A 22,972-nucleotide genomic window follows, 5' to 3' on the forward strand; every position below is an offset into this window, starting at 1 on the left:
GCCCCTTATGATGCCTGGATGTGTCCCCCGGCTTCCGCAGACGCCGCGAACCAGCCCTTCGGCCCGGCCGAACCGGCCACTCCGGCCGCCCCGGCAACACCAGCCGGCACGGGCGTCCCCCCAGGCGCCGCACCTCACGATAACGAAACCTTCGACCCCCAATCCCCCGACACCGAGACCCTCGCGCTGTTCGCGGCGCAGGGCGACAGCGCGTCCCTCGACGCGCTGCTCCGCGCGATCCGTCCCGACATCGTGCGCCGCTGTGGCCGCTTCCTCCTCTACCGCGAGGACGCCGAGGAGGCGGCACAGGACGCGCTGCTGCAGGTCGCACGGAACATCCACCGCTTCGAGGGCCGCAGCCGCTTCAGCACCTGGCTGCACACCGTGGTGGCCAACTGCTCCCGGCAGAAGTACCGCGAGCTGAAGCGGCGCGCGGCCGAACAGCCCACGCCCCCCGACGAGGCGAGTGCGCCCGAGCGCCGTCCCGACCCCCGCACGACGAGTGTGATCGCGGGCTCCAAGGTGGACGTGCTCGAAGCGCTCGAACGCCTGGAGCAGGAGAGCCCCCACCTGGTGGCGCCCCTGGTCTACCGCGACCTGTGCCAGATGGACTACGCCGAGATCGTCGACCGTCTCGGCATCCCTCTGGGCACCGTCAAGTCCCGTCTCCACCACGCCCGCCGGCACATCCGTCCCTGGCTCACCTCCCAGGAGTGGTGACCGGTCCCGCGGTCCGGGCCCCGCGGCCCGGACCGCGCCCCCATGCGCCCCTCGCGCCGCCATGCCCCCCTCGCGTCGGCACGGTCCGCTGTGACGTGGAGCGGACGGACGGTGACGGGGGCTGGTACGCGGGCCGCTGAGTACGGCGTGGTCGACTGAGGCCATGGCGGATGCGGCGGTGGCGCGGTTCGAGGCACACAGGGGGCGGCTGTTCTCGATCGCCTACCGGATGCTGGGTTCGGCGACCGACGCCGAGGACGTCCTGCAGGAGGCCTACCTGCGCTGGCGGCGCGCCGACCGGGAGGCCGTCGCGATGCCCGGCGCGTGGCTGGCCACCGTCGTCACCCGGCTCTGTCTGAACGAGTTGGCGTCCGCCCGCGTGCGCCGTGAACAGTACGTGGGCCAGTGGCTGCCGGAGCCCGTGCTGACGGGGGCCGCGGTCGTGTCGGAGCGCGGGAGCGCGGTCTGGGGCGGGTCCGGTGCGGCCCCGCTCGGGCCGCTGGAGACGGCCGAGCAGCGCGACTCCGTCTCACTGGCGCTGCTCGTCCTGTTGGAGCGGCTGACCCCGCCCGAGCGTGCCGTGTTCGTACTCCGCGAGGCCTTCGGCTATCCGCACCGGGAGATCGCCGGGGTGCTGGACGTCTCCGAGGCGAACTCCCGTCAGCTGTACCGGAGGGCGAAGCGCGCCGTCCACGGGAGCGCGCAGTCCGCCCGGACGACGGCGCGGACCGGCTCAGCAGCGCCCGACGGCGAGGCGGCGCCCGAGGGCGAGGCGGCGCCCGAGGGCACGCCGTCGCAGACCGGTTCAGCACCGCCCAACGGCTCAGCAGCGCCCGGCACGCCGTACCGGAGCCGCTGGAGCGGGCTGGTCGAGACGTTCGTGGCCGCGGCGCGCGAGGGCGATCTGAGGCGGCTGGAGCGGCTCCTTGCCGAGGACGTGGTCTCGTACGCGGACGGTGGCGGCAAGGTCAACACCGCGCGGCGCCCCATCAGCGGCCGGGCCCGGGTCGCCCGGTATCTGGCCGGGGGCCTGGGGCGCTTCGCGGCCGGGGTCGCACTGGTGCCGTGCGAGGTCAACGGCGGGCCCGCGCTGCTCGGCGTGGCGGCGGGGCGGCTGTTGGGCGTGCTGTCGCTGGACGTCGTGGAGGGCCGGATCACGACCCTGCGGATCATCGCGAATCCGGACAAAATGCAGTACGCGGCACAGCAGCTCGCCTCGCGGGGCGCGACCGTCCATGGAGGCGCACGAAGCGACGTGTGAGCCGTCCGCGGGACCCGTTGTCGCCGTTCGCCACGCCCGTTGTCACGTTCCGCGCCGCTGTCCGGTTCTCCGTTGTGGGCCCCCTCACCACCAGGGCGGGCCCTCCCGGCACCCGCACCGACCCGGAGGCACACCGATGACACCCCCGCCCTCTCCGCCGGCCCCCTCCCCCTCGCACGAAAACGCCCACCGTCCCGCCGGGCCCGTCCTGGTGACCGGCGGCACCGGCACCCTCGGCCGTCCGCTCGTCGACCGGCTGCTGGCCGACGGCGTCCCCGTCCGCGTGCTGAGCAGGAGGCCGCGCCGGGAGGGTGACGAGCGCCCCTGCGAGTGGGCCGTGTGCGACCTGACCAAGGGCGCCGGCCTGACGGAGGCCGTCTCGGGCGTGCGCGCCGTCGTGCACTGCGCCACCGACCCGTGGCGCGAGGCGCGGATTCTCGCGCGCCTCGCGGAGGCGGCTCGGCAGGCGGGCGTCGCGCACCTGGTCTACATCTCCATCGTCGGCGTCGACCGGATCCCGTTCCCGTACTACAGGGGGAAGTACGCCGCCGAGCGGCTGTTGGAGACGTCGGGCCTGCCGTGGACGATCCTGCGGGCCACCCAGTTCCACGACCTGGTCGCGACGCTGACCACCGTCCAGCGGCGCATGCCCGTCGTCGTGGCACCGTCGGGCTTCCGGTTCCAGCCGGTGGAGGTCACCGAGGTCGCCGGGCGGCTCGCCGAGCTCGTGGGGCGGGAGCCGGCCGGGCGGGTGCCGGACATGGGCGGGCCGCGGGTGCTCGGCGCCCGCGAGGCGGCCGCACAGGTGCTGCGCGCCACCGGGCGGTCCCGCCGCGTCGTCGGTCTGCCACTGCCGGGCCGCACCGCCCGCGCGTTCCGCCGGGGCGGCAACCTGGCCCCGGATCACGCCACCGGAGCGGGCACCTTCGAGGAGTTCCTGGCCAACCGCTGCGGCCACCCGGGCCCCCACGATCCCCCGGAACCCCATGGCCGCTGAGGCCGGTGCCGCCGCCTTGTGGCGCACCCTCAGGATCGGCTCGCCCCTCCCGCGTGAGAGCGTGACGGCATGCCCTACGCGACCGCGGCCGACGGTGCCGCGCTCCACTACGAGGTCCACGGCGCCGGCGGCTCGCCGCTGCTGCTGTTGAGCGGGCAGTCCAACGACCACAGGTGGTGGGATCCGGTACGGGCCGACTTCGCCGCGGCGTTCACCACCCTGGTCTGGGACTACCGGGGCACGGGCCGCAGCGACCGGCCCGACACCGACTCCTACAGCACGCCCGGCTTCGCCCGGGACGCGCTGGCCGTCCTCGACCACGCGGGCGTCCAACGGGCGCACGTGTACGGCACGTCGATGGGCGGCCGGGTCGCCCAGTGGCTGGCGGCCGACCACCCTTCCCGCGTCGACCGGCTCGTCCTGGGCTGCACCTCTCCGGGCGCCCCGCACGGCATCGAGCGGGGCCCTGAGGTGCGGCGCGCCCTCGTACAGCCGGACGCGCGGGCGGCCCGCGAGGCGCTGCTCGACCTGATGTACACCCCCGCCTACACCGCCCGGCACCCGGGCCCGTTCCCCACGTTGGGCGACCCCTCGATGCCAGGGCACGCACGCCGGCGCCATCTGAGGGCGAGCGCCGGGCACGACGCGTGGGAGGCGCTGCCCCGCATCGCGGCGCCCACCCTGGTCGTGCACGGCACGGAGGACCGTTTCAACCCCACGGCCAACGCCCCGCTGCTGGCGGGCCGGATCCCGGGCGCCGTACTCCGGCTGATTCCGGGCGCCCGGCACGCCTACTTCGAGGAGTTCGCGCACCAGGCGACGCCCCTGGTGGCCGGGTTCCTGCGCGACGGTGAGGCCGGCATGCCGCCGGAGGGACGGCCGGAGGGGAGCGGGCGCACGTGAGCGGCCCGCTGGTTCTTACGGACCGGTGACACAGGAGCGGTGCGGCGCCGCCAGGCGGCCTCGCGGGCCTAGCGTGGTGCGTATGCGCGTTCTTGTCACCGGCGGGGCCGGTTTCATCGGGTCACACATCGTCGACGCCCTGACGGAGGCGGGCCACGAAGCGGTCGTGCTCGACGCCCTGTTGCCGTCGGCGCACGAGGGGGGCGGTGCGCTGCCTCCCAGCCCCGTGCCGGACGTGCGGTACCTCGTCGGCGACGTCCGCGACCTCGACACCGTCGCCGACGCGCTGCGCGGCGTGGACGCGGTGTGCCACCACGCCGCCATGGTGGGGCTCGGCAAGGACTTCTCCGACGCGCCCGCGTACGTCAGTTGCAACGACCACGGCACCGCTGTGCTGCTGTCCGGCATGGAGGCGGCCGGGGTGCGCTCGCTCGTGCTCGCCGGTTCCATGGTCGTCTACGGGGAAGGCCGTTACGTCTGCGACGAGCACGCGCAGGTGCGGCCAGGACCGCGTGCGGTGTCCGCTCTGCGCGCGGGACGGTTCGAGCCGCCGTGCCCCGAGTGCGGGGCCGCGCTGCGGCCCGGGCTCGTCGGGGAGGACGCGCCCACGGACCCGCGCAACACCTACGCCACCACCAAGCTGGCACAGGAGCACCTGGCCGCGGCGTGGGCGCGGGCCGCCGGGGGCCGCGCCGTCTCGCTGCGCTACCACAACGTCTACGGGCCGGGGATGCCGCGTGACACCCCGTACGCGGGGGTCGCCTCGTTCTTCCGCTCCGCTCTCGCGCGCGGCGAGGCGCCGACCGTGTACGAGGACGGGGCGCAGCGCCGGGACTTCGTGCACGTGCACGACGTGGCGGCCGCCAACGTCGCGGCCCTGGCCGCCGTCTCGGACGCGCGGACGGGCACGGACACCGGCGCCACGGGAGCGGGCGGGGGCGGTACCGGCGACGGCGCGGCGTTCGCCGCCTACAACGTCGGCAGCGACGAGCCGCACACCATCGGCGAGATGGCCGCGGCGCTGGCCGAGGCCTACGGCGGGCCCGATCCCGTCGTCACGGGCGAGTTCCGCCTCGGTGACGTGCGGCACATCACCGCCTCCTCGCAGCGTGCGGCCCGTGAGCTGGGCTGGCGCGCGCGGATCGGGTTCGCCGAGGGCATGAAGGAGTTCGCGACGGCCCAGATGCGCGCCTCGTCGGGCAGCTGAGCCACGAGGTGGTCCGGCGCGGGTCAACCGGCCTGGGTGACCGGGATCGTCAGCTCGAAGCAGCAGCCGCCGGTGACGTTGCGGACCGCCGCCGAGCCGTGGTGGGCCTCGACGATGCCCCGCACGATGGCGAGCCCGAGCCCCGCGCCCGGCGGCGTGCGGGCGTGGGTGCCCCGCCAGCCGGTGTCGAAGACGCGGGGCAGGTCCTCCTCGGGGATGCCGCCGCAGCCGTCCGTCACCGAGAGGACGACCGCCTCGTCCGTACCGCGGGCGTGCACCGCCACCGTGCCGTCAGCCGGGGTGCGGCGGATGGCGTTGACGAGCAGATTGCCCAGGACCCTGGTCATCTCGCCCGGATCCACCTCGACGGGGACGGCGGCCACCGCGTCCCCCACGAGCCGGACACCGCTCTTGCGGGCGAGCGGGTCGGCGCCCGCCAACGCCTCCTCGACGAGCGCGTCCACGGCCACCTGGTGGGTCGTCAGCGACAGCGCGCCCGCGTGGATGCGGGACAGCTCGAACAGGTCGCCGACCATGGAGTTGAGCCGCTCGACCTCGGCGCGGATCTGCCGCAGACAGCGCCCGGTGTCCTCCACCATGCCGTCCTCCAGCGCCTCGGACATGGCGCGCAGACCCGCGAGCGGCGTCCGCAGATCGTGCGAGATCCAGGCGACCAACTCGCGCCGTGAGCTCTCCAGAGCGCGCTCGCGGTCGCGCGAGGCGGCCAGTTTCTCGCTGGTGGCGGCGAGTTCGCGGGTGAGGGCCGCGAGCTCGGCCGGGTCGTCGTCGGCGCCCTCGCGGGGCGTGGGGAAGCGGCCGCCGTCGCCGAAGGAGCGGGCCGCCGCGGTGAGCGCGTTGCTGCGCGCGGCGACCCAGCGGCCGAGCAGCAGCGCGGTCGCCAGCGAGACGACGGCCGCCATGGCGACGACGGTCGTGATGACGAACAGGTCGTGGCGGGAGAGGAACATGGCCCAGGCGACGGCGAGCGTTCCGGAGAACATGGCGACCACGGTGACCGTGGAGACGACCGTCAGCGAGACGATCAGCGAACGGTGCCGCAGCGCGCGCAGCGCCAGCGCGCCGAGCACCCCAGCGGCGGCGGCGCCGAGGAAGGCGAACAGAGCGATCAACAGCATGTCGTGCACGTCGTCTCAGCCCTCCCGGGCTCCGGTGGGGCCCGCGTCCTGGGAGGCCTGACGGGTCACCGCGTCCTGGGGGGCTGGCCCGGTGGCCGCGTCTTTGGTGGCCTGACGGGCCTCCGTAGCCGGGTGGTCGCCGGAGGCGAGGCGGTAGCCCACGCCCCACACCGTCTGGATGAGCCGGGGGCGGGCCGGGTCGTCCTCGATCTTGGCGCGCAGGCGGCGGACGTGGACGGTGACGGTCGACAGGTCGCCGAAGTCCCAGCCCCACACCTCGCGCATCAGCTCCTCGCGGGTGAAGGCGCGGGCCGGATGCCGCAGCAGGTGCGCGAGCAGATCGAACTCCCGTACGGTCAGGTTGAGCTCGGTGCCGCCCTTGGTGGCCAGCCGAGCGCGCGGATCGACGGTCAGTTCCGCGGCCCGCAGGGGTTCCTCGGCGCGCGCGGGTTCCACGGCCGCCGCGGCCTGGCCGGTGGCTGCCGCCTGGCCGGTGGCATCCGCCTGGCCGGTGTGCGCCGGCTCTCCCGCGCCGCCGCCCGCGCCCCTGCTGCGCCGCAGCACCGACTCGACGCGCAGCACCAGTTCGCGGGGGCTGAAGGGCTTGGTCACGTAGTCGTCCGCACCCACCTCCAGGCCGAGGACGCGGTCGTTCTCGTCGCCGAGCGCGGTCAGCATGATGACGGGCACCGGGCCCTTTTCCCGCAGCCGGCGGCAGACCTCGAGGCCGTCCATCCCGGGCAGCATCAGGTCGAGTACGACGAGGTCGGGGCGGCGCGCCGCGGCCCTCTCCAGCGCCTCGGGACCGGTCTCGGCACGGTCGACGGTGTGACCGGCCCGATCGAGGTACCCGGCGACGACCTCGGCGACGGTCGGGTCGTCGTCGACCACCAGGACGTGGCCGGAAGGTGGTGTCTGCATGTGCTCAGGGTGGCACCGCACGAGCGGACGGGGCAGGCGGGCGGTTGACGGAGACGGGCGATGTCCGTGTTTCGTAAGGACACGAAGCCCGGAATGTCGCTTTCTGCTCCGTAGGGTGTCCCGCGTGACCGATCCCCAGCCGGACGCCGCCCCGCCCCCGGGGACCGCGTCCGGGCCCACGTCCGTGTCCGCCCTCGAAGCCGGGTCCGCACCCGGACCGAACCATCCGGAGGAGGCCGTGCCCGTGCCCGCCGTCGATGTCGTCCTTCCCTGTCTCGACGAGGAACAGGCCGTGCCCTGGGTGCTGGAGCGGATTCCGTCCGGCTGGCGGGCGATCGTCGTCGACAACGGCTCGACGGACGGTTCGGCGGCCGTCGCACGGGAGCGGGGCGCCACGGTCGTCACAGAGGAGCGGCGCGGCTTCGGAGCCGCCTGCCACGCGGGTCTTACGGCGGCCGAGGCGGACATCGTCTGTTTCTGCGACTGCGACGCCTCCCTCGACCCCTCCCTCCTGGAGCCGTTCGTGGCGGCCGTGCGCGAGGGGCGCAGCGATCTCGTCCTGGGGCGCAGACGCCCGCAGACGCGCGGCGCGTGGCCCGTGCACGCCCGCGCGGGCAACCTGGCGCTCTCCCGCATGCTGCGCAGCCGGACCGGACTGCGCCTGCGCGATCTGGGGCCGATGCGCGCCGCCCGCCGCGCGGACCTGCTGGCCCTCGGTCTGAGCGACCGGCGCAGCGGCTACCCGCTCCAGATGGTCGTCAGGGCCGCCGACGCCGGGTGGCGGGTCGAGGAACGGGACGTGCCCTACCGGCCTCGCGCCGGCAAGTCGAAGGTCACCGGCACCTGGCGGGGCACCTGGCACGCCGTACGCGACATGCGCGCCGTCCTCAACGCACCGTCCGAACCACCCGCACCACCCACGCCGGCGGCCCCGACGAGCCCGCCCGGGTCGATGATCCCGGGCACGCCGACGGGTCCCGGCTCGTCGCGCCCGCCGCACACCACCGAGGGGGCCGCCCGATGACCAGTGCGCACGCGCAGCCGCCCCGCGAGGGGGACACCACGCTGCTCGTCATCGCCAAGGAGCCGGTGCCGGGACGCGTCAAGACACGTCTGTGCCCGCCGTGCACCCCGCAGCAGGCGGCCGGGCTCGCACAGGCCGCGCTGCACGACACGTTGGCGGCGGTCGCGGCGATGCCCGCCAGGCGCCGCGTTCTCGTCCTGTCAGGACGGCCCGGTGAGTGGCTGCCGTCCGGCTTCGACGTCGTGCCCCAGTGCGCGGGCGGGCTGGACGAGCGGCTGGCCGCCGCGTTCGACGGCGTCGGCGAGGGGCCCGCGCTGCTGGTCGGCATGGACACCCCCCAGCTGACACCCGCGCTGCTGGCGCCCGTTCTGGGGCCCGACGGCTGGCAGGAGTGCGACGCGTGGTTCGGCCCGGCGGCCGACGGCGGCTTCTGGGCACTGGGCCTGGCCCGCCCGGAGCCCGCGCTCCTGCGGGGCGTCCCCATGTCCACCCCGGTGACCGGACAGGCGCAGCTCGACCGGCTGACGGACGCGGGCCTGCGAGTCCGTCACCTCCCGTCGCTGCGCGACGTGGACACGGCGCAGGACGCCGTACAGGTGGCGACTCAGGCCCCGAAGGGCCGGTTCGCCGCCGCCGTCGCCAGGATCGGTCCCCTCGTCCCCCGGCAGGCGGGCGCGCAGGAGGCCGGACAGGGTGCCGGACAGGTTGCCGGGCAGGAGGCCTCGTCGGCGTCCGCAGGGCCCCAGGAAACCTCCCCCTCCCCCGGAACGGCCACCCGATGACGGCGCCCACCGACACGACCCCGCAGCAGACCCCGACGCCCCGCCGGCCGCCGCACCAGCCGGCCGCGCCCGGCCAGCCCTCCGATCCCGCCCCGGGCGCCCCGGACTCCGCCGCTCCCCGCGGCATCCGCCCCAGCTGGAGCGCCGATCCCTACACCGACGCGCTGCGCAGCGGACACGGGCCGCTCTTCCTGCGGCGGGCCGACGGCTGGCTGCTCCCTTTGGACGTCGAGCGCTGGTGCGCGAGCGCGGACGCCGCCGACATGACGGTGCTGCGGCTGTGCGAGGGCTCCGTGCTGGATGTCGGCTGCGGTCCGGGGCGGCTGGTGGCGGCGCTGTCCGAGCTGGGCAGCAGGGCGCTGGGTATCGACGTCAGCCAGGAGGCGGTCACGCGCACGGTCGGCCTGGGCGCCACCGCGCTGTGCCGTTCCGTCTTCGAGGCCCTCCCCGGGGAGGGCCGCTGGGGCAGTGTGCTGCTGCTGGACGGCAACATCGGCATCGGTGGCCGTCCCGGCGCGCTGCTGGAACGGTGCGGCGAACTGCTCGCGCCCGAGGGACTGCTGCTGGCCGAGACCGCTCCCGTGGACGTGGACGAGCGGGTGGAGGTACGCATCGACGACGGGAGGGGCGCGGGCGAGCCCGTCGGGCAGTCCTTCCCCTGGGCGCGGGTGGGCGCGCGGGCGCTCCTGCGGTACGCCGCGCACGCCGGATGGTCCCGGGCCGCTCAGTGGGAGTCCGGCGGACGGTCGTTCCTCGCTCTGCGGCGCTCCTGAACCGCCCCGCCGACGGCCCGCACGGCCAGCCACAGCGCGGAGACGGCGAAGAGCCCGACGGTGAGCCACAACCAGTGCAGTGCGTAGTGGGTGGTGCCCTCCGGCCGTCCGGTGGTTTTCGCGTACCGGTCGGGCGGCCCCCAGATCAGTGGCAGCCACACCAGGAGCAGCAGCAGCGACAACAGGGCCGGGACGCGCAGGTGGTTGACGTACCGGCCGGCGAGCCGGGGCAGCCGGTCGGCGAGCGAGTACAGCGGCAGCAGCACCAGGTCGTGCAGCAGTGCCGCGCCGACGAACCAGACGGCGACGCCCAGCCAGTCGTCGGTCGGCAGCCGTGTCCCCGCGTAACCGGCGAGCACGAACGACGCCAGCAGCAGGACGATCTGCAACGGGCTGCCGAGGCGGCGGCGCAGCCGTCCGGCGCCCCGCGCGGGCCCGGCCTCCATCCGCCCCCCGGCCGCGGGACCCGACGGCCCTGCACGGCCCGGCCCCTGACGCCTGTGCGAGTCGTCACCGGCTGAGGGGGTGACGTCGGCGGAGGGGGTGCCGTCCGTCGGCGCCGACGGACCGCCGGTGGGTGGCGGCGTACCGCCGGTCGGTGGCGGGCTGCTGCCGCCGGCCGGTTCGTCCTCGGGTCCGCTCTGGGACTCGCTCGGCGGTTCGCTCATCGGTTGGCTCCGAAGGACAGCTGGGACACCCACTTGGTGTTGTGCACGCCCGGGGCGGCCGGAACGATGACACGGGCCGGATAACCGTGGTCCAGCGAGAGGTCCTCACCGCCCACCCGGAGCGCCAGCAGGGAGCGCGGATCGCGCACCTGGTTGTCGCGCAGCGCGGCCTGCCGGAACGCGCCGGAGCGCTGCAAGGAGGAGACGAACACGCCGGGGAGCGCCTCCCTCGGGTCGTACCCGGCCAGCTCCGCGAGGTCGCGCAGGCGTACGCCGCTCCAGTGCTGGTCGGAGGTGGACCAGCCCTCCACACAGGCGATGGGCAGGGCCGCCGTGTGCTGCGGCATGTCGAGCAGCTGGGCGCGCGAGAACCGCCGTTTGCGCCCGTCCGCGCCCTCGACGGTCAGCCGCCAGCCGTCACCGGTCTCGTCGGCGGTGACACCGACCGCGCCCGCCGTCTTGTTGATCTGGAAGGCGTTGGCCCCGCTTCCGGGTTCCGTACCGCCGTGCGGCGCCAGCAGGGCCGTACGGCGGAGGGGACCGTCGACGTTCTGGCCGGCCGTCACCCCCAGCAGCAGCACGGAGCCGCCACCCACCACGCCGAGCGCACCGCGCCGCGAGAGGGTGGGTCCGGCGGGCTCGGGGGCGACCAGTCCGGTCTCCCTGTCGGGCTCCCGTGCGGCGGCCGCGGAACGCTTCCGGCGGCCGGAGGCCAGGTCGTTCGGTGCTCCCGCCCGCAGCACTCGTACGGCCTTGGGCAGCCGCAGGGCGACGTGCACCGCGAAGGCGGCGGCGAACACCCACGCCCCGTAGAAGTGCAGCGGGTAGAACGAGCCGGGGAAGAGGTAGTCGAGCTGGACGTTCAGCAGCCCGGTCACGAACTCGAACAGCACGCCGCCGACGAGCAGCAGCAGCGAGACGCGTTCCAGCGCGTGCGCGGCCGAACGGGCCGGCGGCAGGGTGAACAGTTTCGGGACGACCGACCACAGCTTCGCCAGCAGCACCGGCACCAGCACCACACCGACCGTGACGTGCAGGCCCTGGGTGAGCCGGTAGAGCCAGTGCGGATCGGTGGGCCAGGCGAACAGGTAGAAGCCGAGCAGGCCCCGCTCGGGCGTCTGGTCGTTGGCTGGGGCCAGATCCGGGTTGTAGGCGGCGTAGGAGAGCAGCCCCGTGACGAACACCACGGTGATGCCCACCAGCAGGACGACGCCGAGCAGCGCGGTGAGCCACGGGCCGCGCAGCGGGCTGCGCCAGAAGCCGCCGTCCGAGGGGAGCCGCGGTCCCGTGCGGCCTCCCCCCGGCGGCGAGGAGCCGCGCGCAGGAGGCCGCTCGTCCGGCGGTGGGCCGACGGCGGTGCTGTGATCACCCATGTGGCGACCGTATGCGCCGGTGCGGTCCCGTGGGGGCGGGGAAGGCATGACGAAACGCTGACGTCCTCGCCCGATGACCCGCGTGCGCCCCCGGGCGGCCTAACGTGCACCTGTGGCACCAGAACCCTTCCCCGCACGCCCCCACGGCCCCGGCCACCGGCCGGACGGCCGCGCACCCCGCCAGCGCGAAGGACACGCGGGCACGCCCCCGCAGCCGCCTGCCCCCTCGGATCCGGACGCGCCCTCGGACCTGACCGCCCCCGCGCAGACGACCGCCCCCTCGGAAACGACCGCCCCCTCGGAAACGACCGCCCCCTCGGAAACGACCTCCTCCTCGGAAACGGCCTCCCCCTCGGGAACGTCCGCAGACCGGTCGGCCGCCGGCGGACGCGGGCCCAGTGAGGCATCGGACAGGCGGGGGACGCGGCACCGCGGCCCGGTGCTCGACCTGCTGACCGTGCTGGCCGCCGTGGCGCTGGTCTCCGCTGCCGTCGTCATCGGCTCGGCCATCGAACGCGAGCACGGCACCCTGCGGGTGCACTGGCCGCCGTTCTACGCCGAACTCGAACCCCACGTCGGCCCGGGCACCCCCTTCGCCCTGCTGATCGCCGCGGCCGTCGTGGTGTACGGGCGGACGGTGGCGGAGCGGCTGCCGTGGCGGTGGCTGCCCCCGGCGGCCTGGGGCGCCTCCATGGCGTGGATCTGGTCGCTCGCCCTGGTGGACGGCTGGCACAGAGGGGTGGAGAACCAGCTCACCTCCGCCTACGAGTACCTCCAGGAGATCGACCGCTTCGACGACGTGGGCGCGGCGCTGCGCACGTTCACCGACCACATCCTGCTGCACTCTCCCGACAACTGGGTGCCGCACGTCGCGGGCCACCCGCCCGGCGCCGTCCTCACCTTCGTCGGACTGGACCGCCTGGGCCTGGGAGGCGGCCCCTGGGCTTCGGCCTTCGTCATCACCGTCGGGGCGTCAGCCGCAGCGGCCCTCCTGGTGGCCCTGCGCGCGCTTGCGGACGAGGAACACGCCCGCAGGGCGGCCCCGTTCCTGGTGCTGGCACCCACCGCCGTGTGGGTCGGTGTGTCGGCGGACGGCTACTTCACCGCCGTCGCCGCGTGGGCGCTCGCCCTGCTCGCGCTGGCAGCCACCCGCACGGTCCGCGTGCCCTGGGTCGCCGCCCTGGTCTCCGGGCTCCTTTTCGGCCTCCTGTGCTACCTGTCCTACGGGCTCACCCTGTGCGCCCTGCTCGGCCTCACCGTCCTCGCACTGGCACGCACTCTGCGGCCCCTGCCGCACGTGCTGGCCGGGGTCGCCGTGGTCGCCGCCGCGTTCACCCTGGCCGGTTTCAACTGGTGGGAGGCCTACCACCTGCTGACCGAGCGCTACTACCAGGGCGCGGCGGGCATCCGCCCCTACAGCTACTGGGTGTGGGGAAACCTGGCTTGCGCGGTCACCGTCGCCGGGCCCGCGGCGCTCGCGGGCGTACGACGCGCACTGGTGTGTGGAGCCGCCACGGGGCGGGAAGCGATCGGTCGCCTGAGGGCGCGGCGAGCCGGCCGCGAGCACCCGGACCCGGCCGGCGTCCGGCAACGGCCCGACAGCCGGAGCCGGCTCGTCGCACTCGTGCTGGCGGCTGCGCTCACCGTCGTCGTCGCCGACCTGTCCGGCATGAGCAAGGCCGAGACGGAGCGCATCTGGCTGCCCTTCCTCACCTGGCTGCTGCCCGCCGCGGCGCTCCTGCCGCGGGCGGGTGCCCGCTGGTGGCTCGCCGCACAGGCGGCCGTGGCCCTGCTCGTCAACCATGTGCTGCTGACGGGTTGGTGAGGGCCGAAGAGCTCTGCGGAGCGTGAGCGGCGCCGTTGTCATACCCGGCGCCTAGGCTGACAAGCCGATCACTTCAGGAGGGGTGTCCGTGCGCCGCCGTGCCCGGACAGGAGTAGAGGAGAGCCGTCCATGCCCGTCGAGAACGCGCCGGCCACGAGAGCCGACAGCCACGACGTCATCGAGGTGCACGGCGCCCGGGAGAACAATCTCGCGGACGTCTCCGTCGCCCTCCCCAAGCGCAGGCTGACCGTCTTCACCGGGGTCTCGGGCTCGGGCAAGTCGTCGCTGGTCTTCGGGACGGTCGCGGCCGAGTCGCAGCGGCTGATCAACGAGACGTACACGGCGTTCGTGCAGTCGTTCATGCCGAGCCTGGGCCGCCCCGACGTGGACGCGCTGCGGAACCTGAGCGCCTCCATCATCGTCGACCAGGAACGGATGGGCGCCAACTCCCGCTCCACCGTCGGGACGGCCACCGACGCCTACACGATGCTGCGGATCCTCTACAGCCGCGTGGGGACGCCGCACATCGGCACCTCCACGGCGTTCAGCTTCAACAGCGCCGAGGGCATGTGCGCCGAATGCGAGGGGCTGGGCGAGACGACGACCATCGACACCGACCAGGTCGTGAACCGCGAGCTGTCGGTGCGCGAGGGAGCGATCACCGCGCCGGGATTCGCCGTCGACACCTGGTTCTGGCAGGTGGTGGTGGGCTCCGGGTTCTTCGATCCGGACAAGAAGGTGCGCGACTTCACCGAGGAGGAGTGGCACGCGCTGCTGTACCAGCCGACGACGAAAGTCAGGATCGGCACCTCCAACCTCACCTACGACGGAGTGATCACCCGCATCCAGCGCACCTACCTGTCCAAGGACCGGGAGGCGATGCAGGGCCACATCCGGGAGTTCATCGACCGGGCCGTCGCCTACGCCCCGTGCCCGGCGTGCGGCGGCAGCCGGCTCAGCCAGGCCGCCCTCTCGGTGACGATCGACGGGGTGAACATCGCGGACTGCGCCCGCATGCAGATCAGCGACCTGGCCGGGTTCGTCCGCCGCGTCGACGACACCTCCGTGGCGCCCCTGCGGGACACGCTGTGCCAGACCCTCGACTCGCTGGTCGACATCGGCCTCGGCTACCTGAGCCTCGACCGCCCGGCCGGCACCCTCTCGGGCGGCGAGGCGCAGCGCGTGAAGATGGTGCGGCACCTGGGCTCCAGCCTCACCGACGTCACCTACGTCTTCGACGAACCCACCATCGGCCTGCACCCGCACGACATCCAGCGCATGAACGACCTGCTGCTCCTGCTGCGCGACAAGGGCAACACGGTGCTGGTCGTCGAGCACAAGCCGGAGGTCATCGCCATCGCCGACCACGTGGTGGACCTCGGCCCCGGCGCGGGCAGTGACGGCGGCCGGATCTGCTACGAGGGCGACGTGGCGGGGCTGCGCGCCTCCGACACGCTCACCGGGCGCCACCTCGGCCACCGCGCCAGGCTCCGCGAGTCGGTGCGCACTTCCAAGGGAGCGGTGCAGATCCGGGGCGCCGACCTGCACAACCTCAAAGGCGTGGACGTGGACGTACCTCTCGGTGTCCTCACCGTCGTCACCGGCGTGGCGGGCTCGGGCAAGAGCTCGCTCGTCCACGGCTACCTCGCGGGCCGTGAGGGCGTGCTGGTGGCCGACCAGTCCGCGATCCGCGGCTCCCGGCGCAGCAACCCGGCCACCTACACGGGCCTGCTGGGCCCGGTCCGTACGGCCTTCGCCAAGGCCAACGGCGTCAAGGCTCCGCCAACTCGGCGGGCGCCTGCCCCCGCTGCAACGGCATCGGGCTCGTCTACACCGACCTGGCGATGATGGCCGGGGTCGCCTCCGTGTGCGAGGAGTGCGAGGGCAAGCGCTACACGCCCGAGGTGCTGGGCTACACGCTGCGCGGCAAGAACATCAGCGACGTGCTGGCCATGTCCGTCGCCGAGACCCGGGAGTTCTTCGAGACGGGGCAGGCGAGCACGATCCTGCGCCGGCTCGCGGACGTCGGGCTCGGCTACCTGCGCCTGGGCCAGCCGCTCAACACGCTCTCCGGCGGGGAGCGGCAGCGTCTGAAGCTGGCGATCCACATGGCGGAGAAGGCCGCCACCTATGTGCTCGACGAGCCGACGACGGGGCTGCACATGGCGGACGTCGACCAGCTCCTGGCGCTCCTCGACCGGCTGGTGGAGGACGGCAACTCGGTCGTCGTCATCGAGCACCACCAGGCGGTGATGGCCCACGCGGACTGGATCATCGACCTGGGCCCCGGCGGCGGCCACGACGGCGGCGAGGTCGTCTACTCGGGGCCTCCCGCACAGCTGATCGCCGAGGCCGACACGCTGACGGCACGGCACCTGCGCGCGTACGCGGGCTGAGCGGCCCCGTGCGCAGTCGCCGGTCTCACCAGGAGGGGCGCGCGGTCACCCCGCCGTCCAGCACCAGGTCGTGCCCATTGATCCAGCGGGCGGCCGGTGAGGCGAGGAACACGCAGGCGTCGCCCACCTCCTCGGCCGTACCGAGGCGCCCGTCCGGCGCGGCCTCGCGCCACCTCCTGACCCCCTCGGGCCACTGCTCCTCGATGCCGTCGCGCCACACCAGACCCGGCGAGACGGTGTTCACCCGCACCCCGTGCGGGCCGTACTCCTGGGCCGCGGCCCGCGCGTGGGCGACGATCGCGGCCTTGGAGGCGGCGTAGTGGGCGTGGCCCGGCGTGGGCTGGGCCGCCTCGATGGAGGCGATGTGGGTGACGGAGCCGCCGCCGGCGGCCGCCAGCAGCGGTGCGGCGGCCTGGGTGCAGCCGTAGACGCTGAGCAGGTTCGACTCGAGCACCGCGCGCCACTCCCGCTCGGACATGTCGCACAGGTGAGTGACCGGCTGGGTGCCGGCGTTGTTGACGACGGCGCCGAGCCCCGCGTCCCGCCGCCACTCCGCCGCCCGCCCGACGACCGCGCGGCAGCCCGCCTCGGTGGACAGATCTCCGTGGACGGCGCGCGCGGCGCCGCCAGCCGCCTCGATGGACGCCACCGTCCGGCGGGCGCCTGCCTCGTCACCGCGGTAGTGCACGGCGACGGCCGCGCCCGCGGCGGCGAAGCGCTGCGCGATCCCGCGCCCGATGCCCCCGGAAGCGCCGGTCACCAGAACGGTCCGCGGCGCGGATGCCGGGTCGGCCCGGAGACCGGACGCCGGGTCGGTCCTAGGCCCGGACGCCGGGTCGGCCCGGAGACCGGACGCCGGGTCGGTCCTGGGGCCGGACGCCGGGTCGGTCATGGGCCCGGTCGTCGCCGCCTCGTCTCGCCGCGTCATCGGCCCAGCCGCCGGATGGCCCCGGCGTGTTCCGGGTACCGCTGGGCGAGCGCTTCCGCGTCCCCGTGTTCGTACCCCGCATCCGTGTAGCCGGGCGCCATGGTGCAGCCGAAGAGACTCCAGGCGCCGCCCGCCGCGACCCGCGCGCCCATCCACGTCCCGGCCGCCACGGTGAGCTGGACGTGGTGTCCCGCGCCGAGCACGTCGGGGCCGAGCACGGGGGTGCGCGCCGTGCCGTCGGGGGCGAGGAGGAGCAGGTCGAGGGGGTCGCCGAGGTAGTGGTGCCAGATCTCGTCGTCCGGCAGCCGGTGCAGGGCGCAGTAGTCGTCCGGCGCGGCGGTCAGCAGCATCACGATCGCCGACCCCTCGGGCCGCCCGTCGCTGCGCCGCGGTCCTGCCCACAGCCGGCGGAACCGGCCGCCTTCGCGGGGCAGCGGCTCCAGTCCGAAGTGTGCGGCCAGCGCCTCGGCCTCTCGTGCGTCCCGCGCCTGTTCCCGTCCGTCCTGTCGCATCCCTCATGCACTGCCCCTTCCGCGTGCGGGACATGCGCGGGACATGCGCGGGGCGCAGGAGGCGCGGGAGGGCCGAGGGAAACCCACCGGCCCCCCATGTCACTCGTAAGGGTGAGATCAAGGCACTGAAGGGTTCGATATCCGCACTCACGCCCCAACCCCCACGAGGCGTGCCTAGAGTGCACTCGTTCGGCCCCGGACCCCGGCCGAACGAGGGAATCGCCGAGGAAATCGCCGTCGTGTCGCACCACCGTGCCACCCGCAGCGGAAGGGGTCATTCATGGTCGCCGTCCCCCGCCCCGACGCCCCGGAGCCCACCCGGTTCCGGATCGTACGCGCGAGGGGCGAGCTGGACATCGCCACGCTGCCCGAGCTGGAGACCGACCTGGTGCGGGCGTTCGGGCCCCCGGGGCCGCCCCGCGTCGTGCTGGACATGCGGAAGGTGACGTTCCTGGACTGCTCCGTGGTCCGCGTCCTGATGCGGGCCCGTGGAAGGGCGCTGTCCCGGGACGGCTCGCTCGTGCTGGTGTGCGCGCACGTGCCGGTCGGCAGGCTGCTGCGCCAGCTGGAGCTGGAGCACCGGCTGCCCGCCTACGCCTCGGTGGACGACGCCTGCTGCGGCGCACAAGTCAGCCGGTAACCGGACAGCCGCGGACATCCCGCGGTCGCGACCACAACGACCACAACGACCAATACTTTTCTTGCCGCCGAAGGGCAGACACCGCCGTGGCGGGCGGGCAGCATGTGGGCTTCCCCCGCCGCCGCCGGTCCGGACGTCCCCCTCAGCACCGGGCCGGCGGCGGGTCACCCCCGTCCCTGCGGACTGCCCCGGAAAGGCGGTGTCCCCGCGTGCGCACGCGCGCCCTGCTCTCCCCCCTGGCAGCCGCGGTGGTCGTGCTGCTCGTACCGCCGCTGATCACGACCGGCAGCGGCACCTCGGGCGGCACGAACATCCCCGGCCTGCGCTTCATGGTGCCCAACACCCCCGGCGGCGGCTACGACATCACCGCCCGTACCGCGGCCAAGAACGCCGAGGACGCCGGGCTCAACCACAACATCGAGGTGTTCAACCTGCCCGGCGCCGGCGGCACCGTGGGCCTGTCCCGCCTGGTGAACGAGCGCGGCAACGGCAAGCTCGCCATGTCCATGGGCCTCGGTGTCGTCGGAGCCGTCCACACCAACCACGCGCCCTCCACGCTGGCCGACGCGACGCCGATCGCGCGGCTGACGGAGGAGCCGGACATCGTGGTCGTCCCGAAGAAGTCCAAGTACAAGACGTTCGACCAGCTGCTGGCCGACTGGAAGAAGGACCCGGGCGCCCTTCCCGTGGGCGGCGGCTCCTCCGCGGGCGGCCCCGACCACCTGGCGCCGATGCTGATGGCCCGCGCCGCCGGCATCGAACCGAAATCCGTGAACTACGTGCCGTTCGACGGCGGTGGCGAGCTGCTGGCCTCCGTCCTCGGCGGCAAGGTCAAGTTCGGTGTCTCGGGACTGGGCGAGTACCGGGACCAGATCGAGTCGGGCGAACTGCGGCTGCTCGCCGTCACCGGGCCCGAGCGGGTCAGGGGCTTCGACGCGCCCACCCTCAAGGAGTCCGGACTCGACGTGGAGTTCACCAACTGGCGCGGCTTGATGGCCCCGCCCGGCCTGTCCGAAGCGCAGCGCGACAAGCTGATCCGCTTCGCGCGCGAGCTGCGCCACTCGAAGGAGTGGAAGGAGTCGCTGCGCACCAACGGCTGGGACGACGCCTGGCTGCCCGGTGAGAAGTACGGCCGCTTCCTCAAGAGCGAGGACGAGCGCGTCGACACGGTACTGAAGGAGCTGGGCCGGTGAGCACGCCCGAGACCCCACCCCCCGCGGACGCTTCCGCCGCGCCCCCTCCCCCCGCCGAACGGCCCACGGGGCTGCGCGCCTACTCCGAACTCGGCGTCTGCGGCCTGCTGCTGGCCGTCGGCGTGCTCGTGCTGGTCGACGCGGTCACGATGGAGACCGTCGCCTCCGTGCGCGGGCCCGTCGGCCCGCGCACCGTCCCGCTGATCGTCGGGACCGCGCTGCTGGTCGTCGCCGTGCTGCTCGCGGTGGACGTGCTGCGCGGCGGGCGCGGCGAGGCCGAGGGCGGCGAGGACGTCGACCTGAGCGAACCAGGCGACTGGCGGACGGTCGCCCTGCTCGCGGGCGTCTTCCTCGCGTTCGCCGCCCTGATCGACCCGCTCGGCTTCCCCCTGTCCGGGGCACTGCTGTTCTGGGGTTCGGCGTACGCGCTGGGCAGCCGCACCCACACGCTCACCCGCGACCCCCTGATCGCGGCCGGCCTCTCGGTGGCCACCTATGTCCTCTTCCACACCCTCCTCGGTGTGCAGCTGCCGGGCGGACCGCTGATGGGAGTGGTGTAACCGATGGATGTCATGCTCTCTGCGAGCTCGGCGAGCTCCCTGATCGACGGTTTCGGTACCGCGCTCACCCCGCTCAACCTGCTGTGGGCCGCCACCGGCGTCCTGTTGGGCACCGCCATCGGCGTCCTGCCCGGCATCGGGCCCGCCATGGCCGTCGCCCTGCTGCTGCCCGTCACCTACGGGCTCGATCCGACAGCCGCCTTCATCATGTTCGCCGGCATCTACTACGGCGGCATGTTCGGCGGCTCGACCACGTCGATCCTGCTCAACACCCCAGGTGAGAGCGCCGCCGTGATCGCCGCCATCGAAGGCAATCCGATGGCCAAGTCGGGGCGCGGCTCCCAGGCGCTGGCGGCAGCGGCCGTCGGCCACTTCGCGGGCGGCATGATCGGTACGACCCTGCTGGTCGTCCTCGCGCCGACCGTCGCGGACCTGGCCGTCGACATCGGCGCCCCCGACTACTTCGCCATCATGGTGCTGGCCTTCATCGCCGTCACCTCCGTCCTCGGCTCCTCCCGCGTGCGCGGCTTCGCCTCCCTGCTGATCGGACTGACCATCGGGCTGGTCGGCCTCGACCAGATGACGGGCCAGCAGCGGCTGACGTTCGGCAGCCTCCAACTCTCCGACGGCATCGACGTGGTGATCGTCGCCGTCGGTCTCTTCGCCATCGGAGAGGCCCTGTGGGTGGCGGCCCACCTGCGGCGCGGCGGACAGGGCGCCATCCCCGTCGGCCGCCCGTGGCTGGGCCGCGACGAACTGCGGCGCACCTGGAAACCGTGGCTGCGCGGACCCGTCATCGGCTTCCCCTTCGGCGCGATCCCGGCGGGCGGCGCGGAGATCCCCACGTTCCTCTCCTACATCACCGAGAAGCGCCTCTCGAAGAACAAGCGGGAGTTCGGCAAGGGCGCCATCGAGGGCGTCGCCGGACCCGAGTCGGCGGCCTCCGCCTCGGCCGCGGGCACGCTGGTCTCCATGCTGACACTCGGCCTGCCCACCACGGCCGTCGCGGCCGTGATGCTCGCCGCCTTCCAGCAGTACGGCATCCAGCCGGGACCGCTGCTGTTCGAACGCGAACCCGAGCTGGTGTGGGGCCTGATCGCCTCGCTGTTCGTCGGCATGGTGATGCTGCTCGTCCTCAACCTGCCGCTCGCCCCCGTCTGGTCGAAGCTCCTGCGCGTCCCGCGGCCCTACCTGTACGCCGGCATCCTCTTCTTCGCGGCCGTCGGCGCCTACGCGGTGGGCGGTGAGGCGATCGACCTCGTCATCCTGCTGATCATCGGCCTCATCGGCCTCATGATGCGCCGCTACGGGCTGCCCGTCCTGCCCGCCATCATCGGCGTCATCCTCGGCCCCAACGCCGAGCAGCAGCTGCGCAGGGCGCTGCAGATCAGCGACGGCAGCGTCACGGGGCTGGTCAACACGCCCTTCGCGGTGACCGTCTACGCGATCATCGTCGTCCTCCTCGCCTGGCCGTGGCTGAAACGGCTGCTGCCGAGTGCGCGCCGGAGCGAGGGGCGGCGCGAGCGCGTGGAGGACGGCGGCTGAGCCAGGCGCGCTGCCGCGCGGCCTGCCTCCCTCCCTCCCTCCCTCTCCTCTCGCTCTCGTCTCCCTCTCCCTCCTCTCGCTCCCTCTCCCTCTCCCTCTCCCGCCGCAAGGGACTCACCCCGGGCGCGGGCCTCCGAAACCGGAGGCCCGCGCCCTTCTGTCGTCCGGCCCGGTCCCCCCTGGATTTGGTTTGGTAAAGTAACTATTAACGCTTTCTTGACTACCTCTTTGCCTGATCATGTGCAAGAGGCCGGACGCCAGGAGGAGCCATCAGCTTGCCGACGCCCGACCACCCCGCAGTTGCCCGCACGCCCCTCATCTCCCCGGGGGACTGAGCATGGGCCACGCCGACACCCTGCTCGCCATGGGCGGCGCCTTCGTCGCCGCCGCCGTCCTCGCCCGCCTCGGCAACCGCATCGGACTGCCGACGATCCCCCTGTTCATCCTCGCCGGGATCCTTCTCGGCCCCCACACCCCCGGCTACGTCCTGGTCGACGACCCCCACGAGCTGGAAATGCTCTCGGCGCTCGGCCTGGTCCTGCTGCTCTTCTACCTCGGCCTCGAGTTCCACATGGAGGACCTCAAGGCAGGCGGCCGCAAGATGGCCCTCGCCGGCGGCCTCTACCTCGCGCTGAACGTCGGCGCCGGACTCGGCTTCGGCTTCGCCCTCGGCTGGGGCACCTCGGAAGCGCTCGTGCTCGCCGGGGTGCTGGGCATCTCGTCCTCGGCCATCGTCACCAAGACGCTGGTCGACCTCGGCCGCCTCGGCAACCCCGAGACCAAACCCATCCTCGGCATCATCGTCGTCGAGGACATCTTCCTCGCCCTCTACCTGGCGGCGCTCCAGCCCGTCCTCACCGGCGCCGACGAGGCGGGGACCGCGCTCCTCCAGATCGCCAAAGCGTTCGCGTTCCTGCTGGTGCTGGGACTCGCGGCCCGTTTCGGCACCCGCGTGATCGGCAAACTGTTCGCCACGCGGGACAACGAACTCCTCGTCATCTCCTTCCTCGGCGCCGCCGTGCTGGTCGCGGGCGTGGCGGAGGAATTCGGCGTGGCCGACGCCATCGGCGCCTTCATGGTCGGCCTCATGCTCGGCAACACCGCCTCGGGCGACCGCATCCGCGAACTCGTCCACCCGCTGAGAGACGCCTTCGGCGCCATCTTCTTCTTCGGCTTCGGCCTGTCCATCGACCCCGGCGACCTCCCCACGGTCGTGGTGCCCGTACTCGTGGCCGTCGCGCTGACGCTGGTCATGAACGTGCTGGCGGGCCTGTGCGCCGCGCGCGTCTACGGGTTCGGACCACGCCCCACGGCCAACGTCGCCACGACCCTGCTGGCGCGCGGCGAGTTCGCCCTCATCCTGGCCACCATGGCCGCGGCGGCCGGACTCGACGACCGCCTCGCCCCCTTCATCGCCGGCTACGTCCTCATCCTGGCCGTACTCTCCCCGCTGATCACCGGCCAGACCTCACGCATCCCGGCGAGCCCCTCCTCCACCAAGGAGCCCCCCGCCGAGGCCGCCCCGACCGCCGTGACCTCCCGGGAGTCGTCGGGGGACGAGACCCCGTCGGACCGGCCGTCCTACGCGGAACCCCCGGCCTGACCGGC

General features: G+C 73.8%; 20 protein-coding genes and 1 pseudogene. 15 read left to right on the forward strand and 6 right to left on the reverse strand.

What is annotated here, in order from left to right; all coding sequences use genetic code 11:
• The first annotated feature begins 18 nt into the window (after nucleotides 1-18).
• The 5 genes from MMF93_RS15700 (at nucleotide 19) to MMF93_RS15720 (ending at nucleotide 5,088) form a co-directional block, all read left to right on the forward strand.
• Nucleotides 19-720, forward strand: coding sequence for an RNA polymerase sigma factor (locus tag MMF93_RS15700; RefSeq protein WP_114024807.1), 702 nt, complete (start codon nucleotides 19-21; stop codon nucleotides 718-720).
• A gap of 163 nt (nucleotides 721-883) precedes the next feature.
• The gene (locus MMF93_RS15705) at nucleotides 884-1,981 is read left to right on the forward strand and encodes a sigma-70 family RNA polymerase sigma factor (protein WP_242751978.1); all 1,098 of its coding nucleotides are present in this window, start codon (nucleotides 884-886) and stop codon (nucleotides 1,979-1,981) included.
• A 136-nt stretch (nucleotides 1,982-2,117) separates the two neighbouring features.
• On the forward strand, nucleotides 2,118-2,978 hold the full coding sequence (locus MMF93_RS15710) for an SDR family oxidoreductase (RefSeq protein ID WP_242751980.1): 861 nt from the start codon (nucleotides 2,118-2,120) through the stop codon (nucleotides 2,976-2,978).
• 69 nt (nucleotides 2,979-3,047) lie between these two features.
• Nucleotides 3,048-3,881 carry an alpha/beta fold hydrolase gene (locus tag MMF93_RS15715; RefSeq protein WP_242751982.1) on the forward strand — a complete coding sequence of 278 codons (834 nt, stop codon included), beginning with the start codon at nucleotides 3,048-3,050 and terminating at the stop codon, nucleotides 3,879-3,881.
• A gap of 82 nt (nucleotides 3,882-3,963) precedes the next feature.
• Entirely contained in the window at nucleotides 3,964-5,088 is a 1,125-nt protein-coding gene (locus MMF93_RS15720; RefSeq protein WP_242751984.1) for an NAD-dependent epimerase/dehydratase family protein, read from the forward strand.
• A gap of 23 nt (nucleotides 5,089-5,111) precedes the next feature.
• On the opposite strand, the gene MMF93_RS15725 is transcribed toward MMF93_RS15720, so the two are convergent.
• A complete protein-coding gene (locus MMF93_RS15725) occupies nucleotides 5,112-6,233 on the reverse strand; it encodes a sensor histidine kinase (protein WP_242751986.1) in 1,122 nt (373 codons plus the stop codon).
• A gap of 6 nt (nucleotides 6,234-6,239) precedes the next feature.
• A complete protein-coding gene (locus MMF93_RS15730) occupies nucleotides 6,240-7,145 on the reverse strand; it encodes a response regulator transcription factor (protein ID WP_242751988.1) in 906 nt (301 codons plus the stop codon).
• A 244-nt stretch (nucleotides 7,146-7,389) separates the two neighbouring features.
• Here MMF93_RS15730 and MMF93_RS15735 point away from each other — a divergent pair, with 244 nt between their 5' ends.
• From MMF93_RS15735 to MMF93_RS15745, 3 genes are read left to right on the forward strand one after another with little or no spacing between them, the layout of a single operon-like run.
• On the forward strand, nucleotides 7,390-8,169 hold the full coding sequence (locus MMF93_RS15735; protein WP_242757597.1) for a glycosyltransferase family 2 protein: 780 nt from the start codon (nucleotides 7,390-7,392) through the stop codon (nucleotides 8,167-8,169).
• The gene (locus MMF93_RS15740; protein WP_242751990.1) at nucleotides 8,166-8,951 is read left to right on the forward strand and encodes a TIGR04282 family arsenosugar biosynthesis glycosyltransferase; all 786 of its coding nucleotides are present in this window, start codon (nucleotides 8,166-8,168) and stop codon (nucleotides 8,949-8,951) included. Before MMF93_RS15735 ends, MMF93_RS15740 begins: the two co-directional genes overlap by 4 nt.
• Nucleotides 8,948-9,724, forward strand: coding sequence for a class I SAM-dependent methyltransferase (locus MMF93_RS15745; RefSeq protein ID WP_341483273.1), 777 nt, complete (start codon nucleotides 8,948-8,950; stop codon nucleotides 9,722-9,724). Before MMF93_RS15740 ends, MMF93_RS15745 begins: the two co-directional genes overlap by 4 nt.
• Here MMF93_RS15745 and MMF93_RS15750 read toward each other — a convergent pair.
• Both MMF93_RS15750 and MMF93_RS15755 read right to left on the reverse strand, forming a co-directional pair.
• Nucleotides 9,676-10,392 carry a hypothetical protein gene (locus MMF93_RS15750; RefSeq protein WP_341483274.1) on the reverse strand — a complete coding sequence of 239 codons (717 nt, stop codon included), beginning with the start codon at nucleotides 10,390-10,392 and terminating at the stop codon, nucleotides 9,676-9,678. The two genes, MMF93_RS15745 and MMF93_RS15750, sit on opposite strands and share 49 nt — an antisense overlap.
• The gene (locus MMF93_RS15755; RefSeq protein WP_242751992.1) at nucleotides 10,389-11,765 is read right to left on the reverse strand and encodes a molybdopterin-dependent oxidoreductase; all 1,377 of its coding nucleotides are present in this window, start codon (nucleotides 11,763-11,765) and stop codon (nucleotides 10,389-10,391) included. Before MMF93_RS15755 ends, MMF93_RS15750 begins: the two co-directional genes overlap by 4 nt.
• A gap of 439 nt (nucleotides 11,766-12,204) precedes the next feature.
• Between MMF93_RS15755 and MMF93_RS15760 the strand changes: the two genes are divergently transcribed.
• A complete protein-coding gene (locus MMF93_RS15760; protein ID WP_242751994.1) occupies nucleotides 12,205-13,590 on the forward strand; it encodes a hypothetical protein in 1,386 nt (461 codons plus the stop codon).
• A 129-nt stretch (nucleotides 13,591-13,719) separates the two neighbouring features.
• A pseudogene (locus MMF93_RS15765) lies at nucleotides 13,720-15,986 on the forward strand (ATP-binding cassette domain-containing protein).
• Between the two features lie 25 nt (nucleotides 15,987-16,011).
• On the opposite strand, the gene MMF93_RS15770 reads toward MMF93_RS15765, so the two are convergent.
• Nucleotides 16,012-16,746 (reverse strand): SDR family NAD(P)-dependent oxidoreductase, encoded by a 735-nt coding sequence (locus MMF93_RS15770; RefSeq protein WP_423835445.1) that lies wholly within the window; start codon nucleotides 16,744-16,746, stop codon nucleotides 16,012-16,014.
• Between the two features lie 164 nt (nucleotides 16,747-16,910).
• A complete protein-coding gene (locus MMF93_RS15775; RefSeq protein ID WP_242751999.1) occupies nucleotides 16,911-17,426 on the reverse strand; it encodes a cupin domain-containing protein in 516 nt (171 codons plus the stop codon).
• A gap of 280 nt (nucleotides 17,427-17,706) precedes the next feature.
• On the opposite strand from MMF93_RS15775, the gene MMF93_RS15780 reads away from it, so the two are divergent.
• The 5 genes from MMF93_RS15780 (at nucleotide 17,707) to MMF93_RS15800 (ending at nucleotide 22,967) form a co-directional block, all read left to right on the forward strand.
• Entirely contained in the window at nucleotides 17,707-18,066 is a 360-nt protein-coding gene (locus MMF93_RS15780) for an STAS domain-containing protein (RefSeq protein WP_114024822.1), read from the forward strand.
• A 209-nt stretch (nucleotides 18,067-18,275) separates the two neighbouring features.
• Nucleotides 18,276-19,259, forward strand: coding sequence for a Bug family tripartite tricarboxylate transporter substrate binding protein (locus MMF93_RS15785; RefSeq protein ID WP_242752001.1), 984 nt, complete (start codon nucleotides 18,276-18,278; stop codon nucleotides 19,257-19,259).
• The gene (locus MMF93_RS15790) at nucleotides 19,256-19,819 is read left to right on the forward strand and encodes a tripartite tricarboxylate transporter TctB family protein (protein WP_423835446.1); all 564 of its coding nucleotides are present in this window, start codon (nucleotides 19,256-19,258) and stop codon (nucleotides 19,817-19,819) included. The genes MMF93_RS15785 and MMF93_RS15790 overlap by 4 nt, the downstream gene beginning before the upstream one ends.
• Nucleotides 19,820-19,831: 12 nt before the next feature.
• Complete coding sequence (locus tag MMF93_RS15795; RefSeq protein WP_242752003.1) at nucleotides 19,832-21,364, forward strand: tripartite tricarboxylate transporter permease; 1,533 nt, start codon at nucleotides 19,832-19,834, stop codon at nucleotides 21,362-21,364.
• A gap of 364 nt (nucleotides 21,365-21,728) precedes the next feature.
• Nucleotides 21,729-22,967, forward strand: coding sequence for a cation:proton antiporter (locus MMF93_RS15800; protein WP_242757600.1), 1,239 nt, complete (start codon nucleotides 21,729-21,731; stop codon nucleotides 22,965-22,967).
• Nucleotides 22,968-22,972 lie beyond the last annotated feature (5 nt).

Origin of the sequence: Streptomyces tubbatahanensis (assembly GCF_022699385.1) — a bacterium.
Taxonomy (GTDB): Bacteria; Actinomycetota; Actinomycetes; order Streptomycetales; family Streptomycetaceae; genus Streptomyces; species Streptomyces diacarni.